This is a genomic window from Burkholderia sp. AU44665 (assembly GCF_030504405.1).
GTDB classification, from domain to species: Bacteria; Pseudomonadota; Gammaproteobacteria; order Burkholderiales; family Burkholderiaceae; genus Burkholderia; species Burkholderia semiarida.
Genome location: NZ_JAUJRI010000009.1, coordinates 98,257 through 115,770, shown reverse-complemented (window position 1 = coordinate 115,770; position 17,514 = coordinate 98,257). Strand labels below are relative to the sequence as shown.

Genomic DNA, 17,514 nt, shown 5'->3' with positions numbered 1-17,514 from the left:
CCGTTCTCCGTCAGTTGCGCGCGAAATTGCGGCGGAACGACCGGCCGACGATCGCCTCGGCCCGGTTGAACACGCGGTTCGACAAGCCCGTCATCAGCAGATACAGCGCACCGCCCGCGACGAAGAACACGAAGTACTGGTGAGTCGAATTGGCGGCGATCTGGCTCGTGCGGAGCAACTCGGCAAGCCCGGTGACCGAGATCAGTGCGGAATCCTTCAGGCTCAGTTGCCACACGTTGCCGATACCGGGCAGCGCGAAGCGCAGCACCTGCGGAACCAGGATGCGCCGCAGCACCATGCCGCGCGGCATGCCGATCGAACGCGCCGCTTCGAGCTCGCCCTTCGACACCGCGAGCACTGCCGCGCGATAGACCTCGGCCTGATAGGCGCCCGAGATCATCCCGACCGCGAGCGCGCCGATCACGAACGGCGGCACGCCGATGAAGCCCTCTGCGCCGAACCACTGGCCGACGGCCGTCACGAGCGTCGAGCCGCCGAAGTAGAACAGATAGATGACGAGCAGTTCGGGCACGCCGCGAAATACCGTCGTATACAGATCGCCGAGCAGGCGGAGGCTGCGGTAGCGCGACAGCTTCGCCGCCGCGATCGCCGCGCCGATCACGGCGCCAACCGCCAGCGCGGCGAGCGTCAGCGCGACCGTCATCAGTGCGGCGAGCAGCAGCACACCGCCCCAGCCTTCGGTGCCGAAGCCGAGCATTTCAAGAATCGCCATGCGTGCCTCCCGGCATGTGTTGAGTGAATCCGCTGGATGCGTGCCGCCGCGCGCCGTTCGACGAACTTACGCGACGGCGGCCGAACACGCGCTTACGGGGTGACGTCGGTCTTGAACCACTTGTCGGCGAGCTTCTTCACGGTGCCGTCCGCGAGCGCCGCGGCGATCGCCGTATCGAACTTCGTCTTCAGGTCGGCATCCTGCTTGCGGAACGCGAGCCCTTCGCCCGGCCCCCAGATCGGCCCGCCGAGCTTCGGCCCCGCGAGCACGATCGATGCGTTGTCCTTCTTCGCGTTGTTCGCCGCGTAGTACGTGACGTCGTCGAACGAGGCGTCGATGCGCCCGGCGACCAGATCGAGATCGCGTTCGGGCGACGTCTTGTACACGCGAATCGACGCAATGTCCTTGAAGCTGTCGTTGATGAATTTCGTGTAGACGGTGCCCGACTGGATACCGATCGTCTTGCCCTTCAACTGCTTGCGCAGCGTGTCGACGGTAGGCTTGTCCGTGTTGGCGTCGCCCGTCAGCTTGACGATCGGCGCGCCGGGCGCGGCCTTCGGCAGGATCTTCGTATCGGTGACGGCGAACGTCGCCGGCGTCGCCGCGTACGGACGCGAGAACAGCAGGATCTTTTCGCGCTCCGGCGTGATGGAAATCGCATCCATCAGGACATCGAACTTGCCGGCCTGCAGGCCCGGAATCATCCCGTCCCAGTCCTGCGCGACCATGTTGCACTGCACCTTGATCCGCTCGCACACGTTGGCGAGCAGTTCCGGTTCGAAACCGCCCAGCTTGCCGCCCGGCAGCGTGAGGTTCCACGGTGCGTAGCCGCCTTCGAGCGCGACCGTCACCGTCTTCCATTCCTTCGCCTGCACCGGTGCCGCGAGCGTGGCCGCCGCAGCCGCGATGACGCCGATCGTCCTGATTGCCCACTTGATGCGCTTGCCGTTCACGAGATTCTCCTTGCGTTGAAGTTCGCCATCCCTTCGGTGCAGCGAGCCGCCTCAGGAATTTGTCTATACAAGCATGCAAGAAGAAAAACAGCGAGACAAGCAGTGATCAATAAAAACGCGTGAAACGCGGGAAATCCCCTAATTTCAGGGCTCTGGCGTGCATCGTCGCGGGGAATTCCGGCACATGTTTGGTGCAATTCGAGCGAGCGAATCTCAAGGATGACTAGACAAATCCTGAATTCGATCGCGAGTGCGCTCAGACGTGAAACACGTCTGAGGATTGGGACTCGCAGCTGTCTGCCCCGTTGCCGGATGCGTTGGCGACGCGCCGGGAAAGCACGGCCGTACGCTCCACGACGGTTTGGGGGTTGATATGTCGGCTGGGTACCGCGAGCCGCGAAGGACGCCGATCCTACCGCGCCTGCGGCGCGTCGCGCAGCACGGTCCGCAACGCCGTATCGAACGGCGTCGCGTAATCGATTCCGAGCGCGCGCACGCGCGCCGCATCGAGATGGCAGTCGTACGGGCGCGGCGTTGCGTCGGTCGGCTGCGTGATCGGCGCGAGCGACGCGTCGATGCCGAGCGCGGCCGCGATTCGCTGCGCGATGTCGTACTTCGTCATCGGCTCCTCGCTCGACCAATGGCGGATGCCCGTGACGGACTTCCCCGCGAGATGGCGCAGCGTCAGGTCGCGGATGACCTGCGCGACGTCGGGCGTCCAGGTCGGATAACGGATCGCCCATGCGTCCATGCCGACCGCGTCCGCGCCCGGTCGCGCGGACGCGACGACGGCCGGCACGAGGCTCGTGACGGCCGATTCGCTCCAGTCGGCGATCGGGCCGAAGAGCAACGGCAGGCGCAGCACGCACGACAGCGGCGAGGCCGCGAGGAGCGCGGCCTCGCCCTCCAGTTTGGTGCGACCGTAGATGTTCAGCGGGTTCGGGGTGGCGTCCTCGCCGTACGGGGCGGCGTTGCCGTCGAACACGTAGTCGGTCGAGATGCCGAGCGTCCATGCGCCGAATCGCGCGGCGAGCGCGCCGATGCGGGCCGGCGCCGCGACGTTGATGGCGCGGGCCGCGGCCGGGTCGCGTTCGCAGACGTCGGGGCGGCGTTCGGCGGCGCAAATGACGACGGCAGCGGGCCGGCACGTTTCGAACAGGCGCTCGAGAGCCGGCTCGTCGAGGACGTCGAGTTCGGCGATGTTTTCCGGCGGCAATGCGAGCAGTTTTGCGCCGGCGCCTTGCGGGTGCCGGATGGTTGCGAGCAGCGTCAGCGACGGTTCGCGGAACAAGGACGCGGCCACCGCGCGGCCGAGCAGGCCGGACGCGCCGATGACGAGGATGGTGGGACGGTCGATCGGTGAAATCTGGTTTGGCATGGGTGGCGCTCGATCACGGAAACGAATGGATTATCGGGCCTATTGGACAGTATGAACGGCTCGCATCCGGTCGGAACATGATCGCCCGCTTCTTCGCCCCGCTTCTTCGCCTCTTTCTTCATCCATTTCCCGCCCGCCAACGGCTTCGTGCAATGCGTGATCCGCGATGCGGATTCCGGCCGCGAGCGCATGCGCTGCCCGCGGTGCCTGGGCACGACTCCGGTTCCGTCGTCGGCACGCGCGCCGCCCCTGCATCGCCCGCAAAAACGAAGCCCGGCACGCTTGCACGTACCGGGCTTGTGATACCGAACGGAAACTTCGTCCTGCCTTACTTCCGATCGACCGAATACCGGCCCGGCCCGCTCAACGCGAGCAACAGCAGCCCGCCAATGATGCTCACGTTCTTGTAGAAATTGATCATCGCCATGTACTGCTCCATCCCCTGCAGCGCCCAGTAGCGATGGCCGATCAGCGCGGTCGCGAGCGTATAGGCGGCGAATGCCAGCGCGAGCGGACGCGTATAGAAGCCGATCGCGATCAGCACGCCGCCCACCAGTTCGACCGCCACCGCGATCGCGGCCGCGAGTTCGGGCGCCGGATTCCCCGTCGACGCCATGTACGCGACCGTGCCCGAAAAGTCGTGCAGCTTCTGCCAGCCGAACAGCACGAACAGGATCATCATCAGCACGCGAGCCGCCAGCAGCAGCTCGTCCTTCTTCGACTCCAGTGAAACGTAACGCATGGCAATCACCCTTGAATTGACGGTTTGATGCATCCGCTGCCGCTGCGCGTCGAATCGGCGCGCGATGCCGGCAACGGACCACTCTTCGCGCAGTCGCGCGGCAAGCCAGGTGGCCCGCCGCCGAAGAATCCATCCGGTGACGCCGCGACTGACGGCGCGCCGGATCGGTTCTGGCGAAGCACGGGTGCAGTCTACTGTCCCACGAAAATTCATCAATCCGCCGAAACACGATTCGCTGTCTCGAAATAGTGGACAATCGCGGGAGAGCGGCCCATCCGGTGACGGCCGGCCAGTGCGGATGGCGGACGATTCGCTCCAGACCAGTCTTGCCAACTGATACCGGCAAGGAGAACACCTCTCGCCGAGCGATACGTTCGCTTGCTGCTTGGCCTGTTCAATCCCGAGAACGGGATGATCGACGTGCGGACGACCGCACTGGCCGACGATCTGAAGCGTGTCGCGCAGCAGCAGTCGAATCTGTCCGACTATGCCGCGCAACTGACCCGGCAGTTCGTGACGTCGTGAACGACTGCGAATGGCAGCCGCATCGCGAAGCGGCAGGCATTGCCGCCAGCGACGGGAAGGGAATCGCGATGATGGCGCCGCGACTGCGACGCCTCGCGCAAGACGGGTCGTTCGGGCACGCAGCGGATGTGCCGCATGCACGGCACGGCATGCGATGCGATCACGCGCCGCGCTGCTGGCGGCGCGCGTCCTCCGTTATGACGCCGCGATCCGCCGGCGGAAATGTTCGGTGCCGGCCACGATCTTGTCGAGTACCGCGTCGAGCGCCCAGAAGCGTTCGCGCACGTCGTAGTCGATCGCACGGCATTTGATCGACCCGAACGTGCCGATCCGCTGGTGATAGAGCTTCGCGAGCGCCGGGTAGCCCAGCGCCTCCGATACCGCCGAGACGACCAGGAACGTCGAGAGTTCGTCGGCCAGCGCCGGATTCGATTCGCCTTGCGTGCGCAGCCACTGGTAGAGATCGGGATGGAAGTTCGTGAACACGCCGTTGAAACCGGCCGACCCGGCCTTCATCGCGTCCCACGCGATCGCGGCGTTCGCGTTCAGGATCTTCAGCGGCGACCCCGCGGCCAGCGCGACGCGCCGCTTCACCGTCGCGAGATCGCAGCTCACGTCCTTGAGCATCACGAATCGGCCCGTATCGATGCACGCGCGCAACTCGTCATCCGACAGAAGCCGCCGATAAGGCGCCGGACATTCGTACAGGCCGAGCGGAAGATCCGACGGCAGCCGCGCGAGCAGCCGGCGCAGATGGTCGAGCAACGCGGCGCTGCCCTTGCGTTGCGGATCGAGCCGGTTGGTCACGAGCACGACGCCCTGCGCGCCCGATTCGGCCGCCGCGCACAGTTCGGCAACCTGAGCGTCGAGGTCGTCGCTGATGTGGCCCGACGCGACGACCGGCACGCGGCCGGCCACGCGATCGACCACGAAACGCGCGAGCGCCGCGCGTTCGGCCAGGCTCAGGAACTGCATCTCGCTCGATTGCGCGACCGCGAACAACGCATCCGAGCCGTGCGCCAGATACCATTCGATGAGCCGCTCGAGCCCGGCGTAGTCGATCGCGCCGGCGTCGTCGAACGGCGTCAGCATCACCGGCACGATCCCCTCGATCGTCACGTTCGATTGCTGCGGGTAGTGCATCTGTTTCTCCTTGCTTCAATGAATGCGGATGCAGGCTGCAAGCTCAAGCCGGCAACGGTCCGGGCGCGGCGTTCGCGGCCTGTTCGGGAATCGGCTTGCGCACGAGCAGCAGGTACGCCATCGCGCCGGCGAACGCGATCGCCGCCGCGGTGAGCAGCGCGGGCACGAACGACCACTTCTGCGCGATGACGCCGGTCAGGATCGGGGCCAGCGCGCCGCCGATGAAGCCGCCGAAATTCTGGATCGCGCCGAGCGACGCGATGCGGCTGGGCGGCGCGGCTGCCGTCGCGAGCGCCCACGAGCACGCCGACGCCGCGTTGGCGAGAAAGATCACCACCGAAATGCATGCGAGCGCAACCGTATTGCTCTGCACGAGCGCGGCCGGAATCGTGAACGCGACCATCCCGAGCATCGCGGCCACCACCGCGTTGCGCCGGCTCACGACCGGCGACCGGCTGCGGCGGGTGACGAGATCCGACAGCCAGCCGGCGACCAGCGAACCGACGAACCCGCACAGGAACGGCACCGACGCGGCAAACCCCGTGCGGATCAGGCTCATGTGCCGCTCCATCGTCAGGTAGCCCGGCAGCCAGGTCAGGTAGACCCAGTTCAGGTATACGGAGCCGAAGAAGCCGATCAGCATCCCCCACGTCGTGCCGTGCGAGAACAGGCTGCGCCATTCGGCGAAGGTCAGTTTCGGCGCGGCGACCGCGCTCTGCGCATCGGCATCGAGATAAGCGCGTTCGGCGGCGGACAGTTGCGCGCGCACCGGATCGCGATACAGCGCGAACCACACGACGGCGACGACGAGACCGAGCGCGCCGGTCACGATGAACGCCCAGCGCCAGTGAAACGACGCAACGAGCACCGACAGCAGCAACGGCGCAAGCGCGGTACCGAGCGGCGACGCGGCATTGAAAATGCCCGTCGGCGTGCCGCGCGCGCGCAGCGGAAACCAGTTGCTCACCACGCGCGCGGCCGACGGGAATTGCGGCGCCTCGCCGATGCCGAGCACGATGCGCGCGACGATGAACCAGCCGAAGGTGGATACGATGCCGCCCGCCGCCTGCGCGAACGACCAGACGATCAGCCCGATGCCGAGCAGCCGGCGCGGGCCGATGCGGTCGACCAGCCCGCCGACCGGGAACTGGCACAGCGCATAGCTCCACGAGAAGGCCGACAGCAGCAGCCCCATCTGCGCGAGCGACAGGCCGAGATCGCCGCGGATCGCGGAACTCGCTACGGCCAGCGTGCCGCGATCGAGATAGTTGACGATCCCGCTCGCCATCAACAGCGCGAGCGCGATGCGTTGACCGCGCCGAATCCGTGGCGGCGCGTGCGGAACAGCTTGATTGTCGTTCATGTCGATTGTCTCCATGTCACTGTCAGCGGCCGGGTTCGGCCATTCCGTCGGATGCGGAATTCAGGTCTCTATACGGTCGACTTCGTCGCGCGTCGGAATCGATGTCTGTGCGCCGCGGCGCGTGACGCTGATCGCGGCCGCACGCTGGGCGAAGCCGATCGCGTCGTCCATCGATGCGCCGCCGGCCCGCGCGACCGCGAACCCGCCGACGAACGTGTCGCCGGCCGCGGTCGTGTCGACGGCCGCCACCGCGAGCGCACGATGGCGGCCGCTCCCTGCGCTGCCGCGCCAGCAGACACCGCGCGCGCCGAGCGTGACCAGCACGTTGCCGACGCCCTTCGCGCGCAGCGCATCTGCGGCGCGCGCTGCCGACGCGTCGTCGCCGACCGCGATGCCGGTCAGCGACTCGGCCTCGGTTTCGTTGACGACGAGATAGTCGACCCGCGCGAGCAACGCATCGAAGAGCGGCTGCGCGGGCGCCGGATTGAGCAGCACCGGCGTGTGGCGCGCGCTTGCGCACGCAATCGCGCGCGCCACGCTGGCGACCGGCACTTCGAGCTGGCACACGAGCAACGCGGCGGCGGCGATCGCGTCGCACGCCGCGTCGATCCGGTCGGCATCGACGCACGCATTCGCGCCGGGCACGACGACGATGCTGTTCGCGCCGCCGTCGTCGACGGTGATCGTCGCCACGCCGGTCGCCGTGTCGGCGATCCGGTGCAAGTGCGTCACGTCGATGCGCTCCGCCGCCAGCGCCCCGTGCAGGCGCGCACCGAACGCGTCGTCGCCGACGCAGCCGATCATCGCGACCGATCCGCCCAAGCGCGCGGCCGCCACCGCCTGGTTCGCGCCCTTGCCGCCGTGAACGGTCTCGAACGTCGTGCCGAGCAGCGTCTCGCCCGGCACCGGCAGGCGCGGCGCGCGCGTGACGAGATCGATGTTGACGCTGCCGACGACGGCGATACGTGGTGTCCGTAAGCCGTTCATTGCTGAATGTAATCGCTTACATTTGCGGTCGACAAAATGACCGAAATGGTCATCGTCTCGGAAAATTTCGCCATACGGATCGAACAAGTGTCTGACATAATAGGGAAGCAGCAGCACGATAGCGCTTACATTCTCGCAGGGTTGGTCGGGAATGCAAGCGGGAGCATCACGAATCGAGGGTAAACAATGACGCTTTTGACGGCACACGGCAGCGGCACGGCCGCCCTCCCCGGAGACGGCCGATGAGCACGCCCCGCGCACGCCGCGGCAGCGGCCGCTCGGTGCTCGGCGACGTCGCGAAACTGGCCGGCGTATCGACCGCGACCGTCTCTCGCGTGTACAACGATCCCGGCAAGGTATCGGCCGACGTGCAGCAACGCGTGCGCGACGCGGCGCTCGCACTGAACTGGATCCCGAATGCGGCCGGCCGCGCACTGGCGTCCACGCGCACCCACATCACGGGCGCGATCATTCCGACCCTCGACGACCAGGTGTTCGCGTCGCAGGTTGCCGGCATGCAGACGGTCATGGCCGAGCACGGCATCACGCTGTTCCTCGGCTGCTCGAACTACGACCCCGCGCAGGCGCTCGAGCAGGTGCGCGCGATGCTGTCGCGCGGCGTGGAAGCCGTGTCGCTGGTCGGCGAAGCGTATCCGCCGGAACTGTTCGAACTCCTTGCGATGCATCGCGTGCCGTACGTCGTCACGTATGCGTACCGTGACGACAGCCCGCACTGCTGCATCGGCTTCGACAACCGTGCGGCATTCGCGCGGCTCACCACGCACCTGCTCGACCTCGGCCATCGCGATTTCGCGATCATCATGCAGCCGTCGACGGACAACGACCGTGTCCAGGCCCGCCTGCGCGGCATTCACGACACGCTGGCCGCGCACGGGCTCGCGGTGCGTCCCGTCCATCAGCACGAAGGCGCGGCCACGATCGCGTTCGGGCGGGCGAGCCTGCGTGCCATTGCCGGCAGCGATGCGGCGACGCGGCCGACGGCCGTGATCTGCGGCAACGACGCGCTCGCGCTCGGCGCGTTGCTCGAGGCGCAGGCGCTCGGCATCGACGTGCCTGGGCAGTTGTCGATCACGGGGTTCGACGACGTCGCGCTCGCGCGCGAAATCCAGCCGCCGCTGACGACGATGTGGGTGGATACCGACGCGATCGGGCGCCAGGCTGCGCGTGCATTGCTCGACGCGCTCGAGAACGGCGCCACGGGGCCCGGCCATGCGGTCCAGCCCGAGTTGCGCATACGGGAATCCGCGGCGGCGCCGGCGCGTGCGGCGCGCCGAAGCAAGAAATAGCGGGCAGCGCCGGCTTACTGCATCACGTCGATCGGCAGCGTCTTGTCGAGATTGTCGTGCCACGCGTTGATCGTCTTCGGCACGGTTTTCTTCCACGCCGGCACGTTCGAGTAGTAACGCATCCGGACGTTTTCTTGGCGTCGAACACCAGCAGCCCGATCCACAGATCGGTGCCGCGGCGCATCACGATCGCCGCGTTCGTCGTCGCGATGCCGCCGCGGCAACGTCAGCCGTCGAACGGCACCAGTTCGTAACTCGTGCTCCGGCCGCCGGACGCCGAGCGACGCAGCATGTGCTGCTCGACGAGCTCCGTGATATCGCGCAGCGCCGTGTCTTGCGAGCATTTCGCGATGGCGGCCCACTTGGTGGTCGTCAGCTTGCCTTCGAAGCCGTCGAGCAGGCGATTCATGACCTTGACCTGGCGTTCGTTCATCGCGACGCCCGCGCATCGCTGCCAGAAGCGCGCCTTGATCAGCACCGCATCGAGCGTCGTGTGCGCATGATCGATGGCCCGGCCCAGCGTGTTCAGAAACCACGCGAGCCACTCCGTGACGTCGAGCGAGCCGCGCTGCGTGCGCTCCAGCACGTCGTAATACGCGTTGCGCTCGCGCTGGATCTGCGCGGACAGGCTGTAGAAACGCTGCGGGCTTCGATCGGCGCGCGCCAGAACCAGATCCCCGAGCGCGCGCGCGATACGACCGTTGCCGTCGTCGAACGGGTGGAGCGTGACGAACCACAGGTGGGCCAGGCCGGCCCGGATCAGCAACGGCTCGGCCGGCGGCGCATTGAGCCACGCGAGAAAGCGCCCGATCTCGTGCGGCAGGCGTGCGGCAGGCGGCGCCTCGAAATGCACGCGCTGCCGGCCGATCGGCCCGGAGACCACCTGCATCGGCCCGCTCGCATCCGAGCGCCAGCCGCCGACCGTGATCCGCGACAGCCCGGAATAGCCGGTCGGAAACAGCGCGGCATGCCACCCGAACAGCCGCGCTTCGGTGACCGGTGCGGCCGAATGAGTCGTCGCATCCAGCACCATGTCGACGACGCCTTCGACGTGGCGATCGACCGGCGCGAGCGCGCCGATGTCGACACCGAGCCGGCGCGCAATCGACGACCGCACCGATGCGACATTCAGGTTCTCGCCCTCGATCGCGCTGGTCTTGACGACGTCCTCCGTCAGCGCGGCCAGGCTCGCCTCGTCGCGCAACGTCAGGCCGACATCCGCCAGTCGGCCGATCAGCATGCCTTGCGCACGGCTGACGTCGGCGAGCGGCGCGGCGAGGGCCGGAAGGTCGAAGCGCCATGCCGGCCAGTCGGCCGATTCCCAGATAAAGGTGTAATCTCCGCTCATCATGCGGAGATTATCCACTCATTCGCCGCACGACTCAACAATCTCCGCAAATCATGCGGAGATTAATCGCCCCATTCACCGCAAGGCGGCCGGCTACCGTACCGGGCCCGCCCCGCTCGCCCCCGTCGGCGCCGGCTCCCCGAGCCGTTCCGCAAGAAACCCGATGAACGTGCGCAGCGTGACGAACCCTTCCCGATGCTGCGGAAACACCGCATTGAGGGTGATCGGCGACGGCGCATACGCGTCGAGCACCGGCACCAGCGCACCACTGTCGAGCGCCCCGCCGACGATGAAATCCGGCAGCAGCGCGATGCCGAGCCCGGCGATCGCCGCGTCGCGCACCACTTCGCCGTTGTTCGCGACGAGCGGACCCTGCACGTCGAATGTGCGCGCCGCGCCGTCGACGCGGAATTCCCAGCCGACCCGCCGCTCGCGCCCGTACAGCACGCATGTGTGGCCCGCCAGATCGGCCGGCGTCTGCGGTGTGCCCTGCCGCTTCAGGTAGGCGGGGCTCGCGCACGCGATCATCCGCCACGCGCCGAGCGGACGCGCGATCAGCGTCGAATCCTCGAGCGAGCCGATCCGCAGCACGAGGTCGAAGCCCTCGCCGATCAGGTCGACGCGCCGGTCGGTCAGGTCGATGTTCAGCCGCACGGCCGGGTGCGCGGCCAGGAATTCGGCGATCAGCGGCGACACGTGCGTGATCCCGAACGACAGCGGCGCGCTGATCTTCAGCGAACCGTGCAGCTCGGTGCTGCGTACCGACATCGCCTGCTCGGCGTCGGCGATCTCCGCGAGGATGCGCTGCGCGCGCGCGTAGAACTCCTGCCCCGATTCGGTCACCGCGAGATTGCGGGTATTGCGATGCAGCAGCCGCACGCCGAGCGACGCCTCCAGCGCCATCGTGCGCCGGCTGACGAACTGCTTGGACAGCATCAACTGATCGGCCGCCGCCGTGAAGCTGCCTGCGTCCACCGTCGCGACGAAGATCCTCAGGTCGTTGAGTTCCATATTGTCCACTCCATAGCGACAGTCATTATCTCTACAGCGATTTATTTGTCAAATCGATTGACCTAAGATTCATCTCAACGAACAGCCGAGCCCACTTCCGAGGTCCGGCGACTTCAAGGACAAAAAATCATGATCGACATCCGTGCAGCAAACCAACGTGGCCGTGCGGAGCATGGCTGGCTCAGCTCCCGTCATACGTTTTCGTTCGCGAATTACTACGATCCGAAGCAAGTCGGCTTCTCCGATCTGCTCGTGATCAACGACGACCGCGTCGCCCCGGGCCGCGGCTTCGGCACGCACCCGCACCGCGACATGGAAATCCTGTCGTACGTGCTCGACGGCGCGCTCGAACACAAGGACTCGATGGGCACCGGCTCGGTGATCGTGCCGGGCGACGTGCAGCTGATGAGCGCGGGCACCGGCGTGCGCCACAGCGAGTTCAACCACTCGCAGGACACACCGGTCCACTTCCTGCAGATCTGGGTCGGGCCGGCCGAAAAGGGCGCCGAGCCGCGCTATCAGCAGACGAATGTCGCGGCCGACGACAAGCGCGGCAAGCTCGCCCTCGTCGTGTCGCCGAACGGCGACGCCGGTTCGCTGAAGATCCGGCAGGACACGCGGATTTACGCGGGCCTGTTCGACGGCGACGAAAGCGCGACGCTGGAACTCGATCCGAACCGCTTTGCTTACGTGCACGTGGCGCGCGGCAGCGTGACGGTCAACGGCGTGACGCTCGGCGAAGGCGACGGCGCGCGCATCCGCGGCGAACACGCGCTGACGATCGCCGACGGCAAGGACGCCGAAGTGCTCGTGTTCGACCTGCGTCCGGTCGAAGTGACGGCCGAATGGGCGTGACGCCCGTTCGGGAAACCGGGCCCCGCCGAAACGCGGGGCTCTTTTAATCGGAGATTCGCAACATGGCCAAGGTTCTCGTTCTTTACTACTCGTCCTACGGGCACGTCGAAACGATGGCGCAGCACGTCGTGGAGGGCGCGAAATCGGTGCCCGGCGTCGAGGTCACGCTCAAGCGCGTGCCGGAAACGATCCCCGCCGACCAGGCCCGCGCGATCGGCGTGAAGGTCGATCAGGCCGCGCCGGTCGCCACGGTGGACGAACTCGCCGACTACGACGCGATCATCTTCGGCACGCCGACCCGCTTCGGCAACATGGCCGGCCAGATGCGCACGTTCCTCGACCAGACGGGCGGCCTGTGGATGAAAGGCGCGCTCGTCGGCAAGATCGGCAGCGTGTTCGCGTCGACCGGCACGCAGCACGGCGGCCAGGAAACGACGATCACGTCGTTCCACACGACGCTGCTGCATCACGGGATGGTGATCGTGGGCGTGCCGTATGCGTGCAGCGGGCTCGTCAACATGAACGAAATCACCGGCGGCACACCGTACGGCGCGACGACGCTCGCCGGCGCGGACGGCAGCCGCCAGCCGAGCGCGAACGAACTCGACATCGCGCGCTACCAGGGCAAGCACGTGGCGGAACTCGCGAGCAAGCTCGCGTCGTAACGCGGCGGGCTCGCGCCTCCCGAGTCGCGCCCACGAACGAACGGCGCCGGTTCGACCGGCGCCGTTCGTGCTGTGCGACGCTGTCGACCGTTACTGGCCCGAAGCCGGCGCGGCCGGCGCCGCGGGCGCCTTCTGCACCGCGTTCTGCGGATAGTTGCTCTGGTCGCCGGTCAACCGGTAGCCGCTGCCGGTGCCGATCGCCTTCAGGTCCGACGCGTGCCGCGCGCGGGCCGCCTTGCGCGCCGCCTTCTTCTGCGCCTTGTCGAGCTGCTTCTGCGTCGGCGCGGGCGCAGCGTCCTGCGCGTATGCCGCCGGCGCGGCGGTCAACAACAGACCGAACGACGCCGCTGCTGCTACTGCCACCGAAACCACGCGAGACTGCTTCATGACCGATCTCCTTGTCGATTGTTGAGTGCGGGTCGGACACCGGCGCGCACGCGACGGCCTGCGACAACGGCACCGATGCAACGTTAGCCGATCGCCGCGCAAATGTCCGTGTGCGTTCCTGAATTCTCCTGATAACGTCAACGATACATGCGTACCGAATGCGCCGCGCGTTCGGCCTGTCGTGCGCGCCATCAGGGAAACCGATAGCCCGTGGCCCGCCGGCGCTCAGATCCAGCGCGACAGCACCGGCAACAGGATCGGCACGACGAATGCCGTCAGCACGCCGTTCAGCCCCATCCCGAGCCCGGCGAACGCGCCGGCTTCCTCGCTGACCTGGAACGCGCGCGCGGTGCCGATCCCGTGCGACGCGACGCCGAGCGCGAAACCGCGCACGGCCGGCTCGTCGACCCGCAGCAGATTGAGGATGCCGCGCGCGCACACCGCGCCGAAGATCCCGGTCGAGATCACGAGCACGGCGGTGAGCGACGGAATGCCGCCGATCTCGGCGGCAACGGCCATCGCGATCGGCGTCGTCGCCGATTTCGGCGCGAGCGACGCGATCGTCTGGTGCGACGCCCCGAACAGCGCGGCGATGCCGACCGCCGACACGATCGCGGTCAGCGAACCCGCGAGCAGGCCGACGAGCAGCGGCAGCGCGGTGCGCCGCAGCTTCGACCACTGGCGGTACAGCGGCAGTGCGAGCGCGACGGTTGCGGGGCCAAGCAGGAAATGGACGAACTGCGCGCCTTCGAAATACGTGGAATACGGCGTATGCGTGAGCGTCAGCAGCACGACGATCATCGCGACCGCGATCAGCACCGGATTTGCGAGCGGATTGAAACGCGCCCGCGCATACACGGCCTGCGCGAACAGATACGCGACCAGCGTGATGGTCAGGCCGAGCAGCGGGCTCGCGGCGAGATACACCCAGATCGCGCCGAGTTTCGGGAAGGCCGTCATTGCGCGCCCTCCGCGGTGCCGCCCGCTCGGCGCTGGCGCCGCAGCAGCGCGCGCGTGACCAGCGCCGTCACCGCGATCGCGAGCGTGGTGCTCACGGCCAGCGCGACGACGACTGCGGCCGCGTCGCCGCGCACGCGGTCGGCCGACACCATGATGCCGACGCCGGCCGGCACGAACAGCAGCGACAGGTGACGCAGCAGCTCGAGCGCGGTCGGCTCGATCGCGTCGGCCGCCTGCGGGCGCAGCATCACGAAGCCGAACAGCAGCAGCATGCCGATCACGGGGCCCGGCACCGGCAGGCCAAACAGATAGGACACGCCTTCCCCGAGACACTGGAAGATCAGCAAGACCGCGAACGCCTGCAACATGAACCGCTTCTCCCGAACGTGGCCGCGCTAGCGTACGGCTGCACGGCCGATGGGCCGGCGGCTTGCGACGCCGGCATGAACGATACGCGCGATCGTACCAACAATGCCGGCGGCCCGGCGCGGTCGTGCGATGGCGCGCTCGCCATGCAGCCGTTTCGCACGACGCGCTGCCGGTATGGGCGACACCCCCCATGCAAAAAACGGCGGGCACCTGCCCGCCGTCCTGTCGCTCAGCTTCGAACGCCTGCCGATCGCGTTACTTCAACCGCGTCGCGATTTCGTTGGCCATCGCCTTCGTCGCGGCTTTCGTCGGCGCATCGTCGGCCAGCGCGTTCAGCAAACCGAAATCGTGAATCGTGCCGTCGTAGCGCGTGGTCGTCGCGTCCACGCCGGCCGCGTCGAGCTTGCGGCCGTACGCCTCGCCTTCGTCACGCAACACGTCGAACTGCGCGACCTGGATCAGCGCGGGCGGCAGCCCCTTCAACTGCGCGACGCTCGCGCGCAGCGGCGACGCGTAGATCTCGTTGCGTTGCGCTTCGTTCTTCGTATAGGCGTCCCAGAACCACTTCATCATCGGCCGCGTCAGGAAGTGGCCCTGCTGGTACGCGTTGTACGAGCCCGTGTTGAAGTTGTGGTCCGTGACCGGCCACATCAGCCCCTGAAAGCGGATCGCGGGGCCGCCCTTGTCCTTCGCCATCAGCGCGACGACGGCCGACATGTTCCCGCCGACGCTGTTGCCGACCACCGCGAGGCGGCTGCCGTCGACGCCGATCTCCGCGCCGTGCGCGGCCACCCATTTCGTCGCCGCATACGCCTGGTTGATCGCGACCGGGTAACGCGCTTCCGGCGACGGCGTGTAGTTCACGAACACCGCGACGGCGCCCGACTGCACGACGAGATCGCGCACGAGGCGCTCGTGCGTCGGGAAATCGCCGAGCACCCAGCCGCCGCCGTGGATGAACACGAATACCGGCGGCGTGCCCGTCACGCCTTGCGGGCGCACGATCGTGACGGGCACCGACACGCCGTCCTGCTCGATCGTGCGGTTCGACACGTCGATGCCGGACAGATCGACCTTCACGCCGTTCTGCGCGTCGACCAGCACCTGGCGCGCCTTCGCGGGGCTCAGCGTTTCGAGCCCCGGGCCCTTCTGGCCGTTCAGCGCGGCGAGGAACGCGCTCGTCTTCGCATCGGGACCGACGGCATCGGCGCCCGCGGCGAACGCGGCAGGTGCGGTGGACAGTGCGGCTGCCACGGCGGCAGCGATCAACCGCGGCTTGACGATCTTCATGGTGCAACTCCTTGGTCGAATCTTCGAATGGCGATGGATGGTTGGCACTGCGATTGATCAGACGAGCGTGAGCGTGACGTCGATGTTGCCGCGCGTCGCGTTCGAGTACGGGCAGACGACGTGCGCGCGGTCGATCAGCGTTTGCGCGACATCACGATCGAGGCCCGGCAGCGAGATCTTCAGTTCGACTTCGATGCCGAAGCCGTTCGGGATCGCGCCGATGCCGACGCTGCCTTCGATCGACGCGTCCGCGGGGATCGCGATCTTGTCGCGCGCCGCGACGAACTTCATCGCGCCGATGAAACACGCGCTGTAGCCGGCGGCGAACAGTTGCTCGGGGTTCGCGCCCGCACCGCCCGCGCCGCCGAGCTCGCGCGGCGTTGTCAGCTTCAGGTCGAGGCCGCTTTCGGGCACCGTCGCACGGCCGTCGCGGCCGCCGGTGGCTTTTGCATGGGCGCGGTACAGCACTTTTTCGATCGACATGACAGACTCCTTTTCCATAAATGAATGAAACAGCCTTCGAACCGGGGGTCCGCGTGCCGGCGGCTTCTCCGCCGGCATCGCGCTTATTTATCTACTCATAGATAGATAAACATCCCCAAAAAATGCAGGCGGAAGATCCACCTGCGCCAATCATCTATCTACTACATGATAGATAACGTGATCCAATAAAAGGCGGCGAACCGCCCGACTGCTTGCGCCGTCCGTCAGGACCGCGTTTTCCAGACGGCCTCGACGTCCTCGAGACGCGCCCGCGTGTGAAACAGCCGGCTGGCCAGCACGCTGCCCTGGAACGCCGCGTACAGCGTGCGCGCCGCGGTTTCTGGCTCGCCGCTGAACTGCAGCGTGCCTTCCTTCGCGCCTTGGGCCAACAATGCCGTGAGCCAGCGCTCGTTGGCAGTGAAGAACGCCTGCACGGCCTGCCGCACGTTCTCCGGCAACGTTTCGATGTCGGACGCGAGCATCCCGCACAGGCAGATCAGGTTGCCGTCGCCGAGCGTGCGACCAAACATCTTCGTGTACAAGCTCAGCTTCACGTCGGCCGGCAATGCCGGATCGATCGCCCGCACGGCCGCGAGGACTTCGTCGCTGTAGGCCGCCACCGCTTCCAGCACCAGATCGTCCTTCGACGGGAAGTAGTAGTGGATGCTCGACGTCTTCACGCCCACCAGGTCGGACAGGTCTCGATAGCTGAAGCCGTTGTAACCGCGCTGCATCATCAGCGTGATCGCGTGGTCGAGAATCTGTTCGCGGACGGTCGGCTTCGTTTCCATGGGTCGAACTTTATCTACTCATAGATAGATAGTCAAGCATTTTTTTAAGGGCGTGATGGCCCCTCCTTCGAGCCCGACGCGCAAGTCCGGCGCCGTTCGCCTGGCCGGCGCGGCTTACAACCGGCCTGCAGCACGGTCGAATCGATGCGACACTTGAAACCGGGCCACGCGATCGCAACGTCCATCCCCGGGACGGACGTGTCGGCGCACGATGACCGCATCGC

19 protein-coding genes and 1 pseudogene are annotated in these 17,514 nt (G+C 67.0%); 4 read left to right on the top strand and 16 right to left on the bottom strand.

What is annotated here, in order from left to right:
• Window positions 1-10: 10 nt before the first annotated feature.
• From QZM15_RS19930 to QZM15_RS19915, 4 genes are all read right to left on the bottom strand, one after another.
• Entirely contained in the window at window positions 11-733 is a 723-nt protein-coding gene (locus QZM15_RS19930) for an ABC transporter permease (protein WP_059579360.1), read from the bottom strand.
• Between the two features lie 92 nt (window positions 734-825).
• Window positions 826-1,686 (bottom strand): transporter substrate-binding domain-containing protein, encoded by an 861-nt coding sequence (locus QZM15_RS19925; RefSeq protein WP_226224435.1) that lies wholly within the window; start codon window positions 1,684-1,686, stop codon window positions 826-828.
• Window positions 1,687-2,098: 412 nt separating this feature from the next.
• Complete coding sequence (locus QZM15_RS19920) at window positions 2,099-3,064, bottom strand: SDR family oxidoreductase (RefSeq protein ID WP_226224436.1); 966 nt, start codon at window positions 3,062-3,064, stop codon at window positions 2,099-2,101.
• Window positions 3,065-3,392: 328 nt separating this feature from the next.
• On the bottom strand, window positions 3,393-3,806 hold the full coding sequence (locus QZM15_RS19915; protein WP_226224438.1) for a DoxX family protein: 414 nt from the start codon (window positions 3,804-3,806) through the stop codon (window positions 3,393-3,395).
• A 378-nt stretch (window positions 3,807-4,184) separates the two neighbouring features.
• Here QZM15_RS19915 and QZM15_RS19910 point away from each other — a divergent pair, with 378 nt between their 5' ends.
• Window positions 4,185-4,331: a hypothetical protein gene (locus QZM15_RS19910; protein ID WP_180278281.1), complete on the top strand. Its 147-nt coding sequence runs from the start codon at window positions 4,185-4,187 to the stop codon at window positions 4,329-4,331.
• A gap of 195 nt (window positions 4,332-4,526) precedes the next feature.
• Here QZM15_RS19910 and QZM15_RS19905 read toward each other — a convergent pair whose 3' ends face one another.
• From QZM15_RS19905 to rbsK, 3 genes are read right to left on the bottom strand one after another with little or no spacing between them, the layout of a single operon-like run.
• Window positions 4,527-5,474, bottom strand: a complete 948-nt coding sequence (locus tag QZM15_RS19905) for a dihydrodipicolinate synthase family protein (RefSeq protein ID WP_059638963.1) — start codon at window positions 5,472-5,474, stop codon at window positions 4,527-4,529.
• A gap of 43 nt (window positions 5,475-5,517) precedes the next feature.
• Window positions 5,518-6,837 (bottom strand): MFS transporter, encoded by a 1,320-nt coding sequence (locus QZM15_RS19900; RefSeq protein WP_226224440.1) that lies wholly within the window; start codon window positions 6,835-6,837, stop codon window positions 5,518-5,520.
• 60 nt (window positions 6,838-6,897) lie between these two features.
• A complete protein-coding gene (gene rbsK / locus QZM15_RS19895; RefSeq protein ID WP_099318272.1) occupies window positions 6,898-7,824 on the bottom strand; it encodes a ribokinase in 927 nt (308 codons plus the stop codon).
• Window positions 7,825-8,066: 242 nt separating this feature from the next.
• Between rbsK and QZM15_RS19890 the strand changes: the two genes are divergently transcribed.
• Window positions 8,067-9,131, top strand: coding sequence for a LacI family DNA-binding transcriptional regulator (locus tag QZM15_RS19890; RefSeq protein WP_060967228.1), 1,065 nt, complete (start codon window positions 8,067-8,069; stop codon window positions 9,129-9,131).
• 14 nt (window positions 9,132-9,145) lie between these two features.
• On the opposite strand, the pseudogene QZM15_RS19885 reads toward QZM15_RS19890, so the two are convergent.
• From QZM15_RS19885 to QZM15_RS19875, 3 genes and pseudogenes are all read right to left on the bottom strand, one after another.
• A pseudogene (locus QZM15_RS19885) lies at window positions 9,146-9,345 on the bottom strand (hypothetical protein); the annotation flags it as partial.
• A 12-nt stretch (window positions 9,346-9,357) separates the two neighbouring features.
• Entirely contained in the window at window positions 9,358-10,482 is a 1,125-nt protein-coding gene (locus tag QZM15_RS19880; protein WP_226224442.1) for a Fic family protein, read from the bottom strand.
• Between the two features lie 90 nt (window positions 10,483-10,572).
• Window positions 10,573-11,490, bottom strand: coding sequence for a LysR family transcriptional regulator (locus QZM15_RS19875; protein WP_059579382.1), 918 nt, complete (start codon window positions 11,488-11,490; stop codon window positions 10,573-10,575).
• A gap of 129 nt (window positions 11,491-11,619) precedes the next feature.
• On the opposite strand from QZM15_RS19875, the gene QZM15_RS19870 reads away from it, so the two are divergent.
• Both QZM15_RS19870 and wrbA read left to right on the top strand, forming a co-directional pair.
• On the top strand, window positions 11,620-12,345 hold the full coding sequence (locus QZM15_RS19870) for a pirin family protein (protein ID WP_059579385.1): 726 nt from the start codon (window positions 11,620-11,622) through the stop codon (window positions 12,343-12,345).
• Window positions 12,346-12,407: 62 nt separating this feature from the next.
• Entirely contained in the window at window positions 12,408-13,010 is a 603-nt protein-coding gene (gene wrbA / locus QZM15_RS19865) for an NAD(P)H:quinone oxidoreductase (RefSeq protein WP_059579387.1), read from the top strand.
• 90 nt (window positions 13,011-13,100) lie between these two features.
• Here the strand turns inward: wrbA and QZM15_RS19860 are convergent, their stop codons facing one another.
• The 6 genes from QZM15_RS19860 to QZM15_RS19835 form a co-directional block, all read right to left on the bottom strand.
• The gene (locus QZM15_RS19860) at window positions 13,101-13,397 is read right to left on the bottom strand and encodes a hypothetical protein (RefSeq protein ID WP_059579389.1); all 297 of its coding nucleotides are present in this window, start codon (window positions 13,395-13,397) and stop codon (window positions 13,101-13,103) included.
• A 225-nt stretch (window positions 13,398-13,622) separates the two neighbouring features.
• Entirely contained in the window at window positions 13,623-14,357 is a 735-nt protein-coding gene (locus tag QZM15_RS19855; protein WP_226224443.1) for an LrgB family protein, read from the bottom strand.
• Window positions 14,354-14,725 carry a CidA/LrgA family protein gene (locus QZM15_RS19850; RefSeq protein ID WP_089490138.1) on the bottom strand — a complete coding sequence of 124 codons (372 nt, stop codon included), beginning with the start codon at window positions 14,723-14,725 and terminating at the stop codon, window positions 14,354-14,356. Before QZM15_RS19850 ends, QZM15_RS19855 begins: the two co-directional genes overlap by 4 nt.
• Window positions 14,726-14,981: 256 nt before the next feature.
• Window positions 14,982-16,016 carry an alpha/beta hydrolase gene (locus QZM15_RS19845; RefSeq protein WP_302107106.1) on the bottom strand — a complete coding sequence of 345 codons (1,035 nt, stop codon included), beginning with the start codon at window positions 16,014-16,016 and terminating at the stop codon, window positions 14,982-14,984.
• 57 nt (window positions 16,017-16,073) lie between these two features.
• Window positions 16,074-16,499: an organic hydroperoxide resistance protein gene (locus QZM15_RS19840; RefSeq protein WP_059579400.1), complete on the bottom strand. Its 426-nt coding sequence runs from the start codon at window positions 16,497-16,499 to the stop codon at window positions 16,074-16,076.
• A 224-nt stretch (window positions 16,500-16,723) separates the two neighbouring features.
• On the bottom strand, window positions 16,724-17,290 hold the full coding sequence (locus tag QZM15_RS19835) for a TetR/AcrR family transcriptional regulator (protein ID WP_104013067.1): 567 nt from the start codon (window positions 17,288-17,290) through the stop codon (window positions 16,724-16,726).
• Window positions 17,291-17,514: the final 224 nt, after the last annotated feature.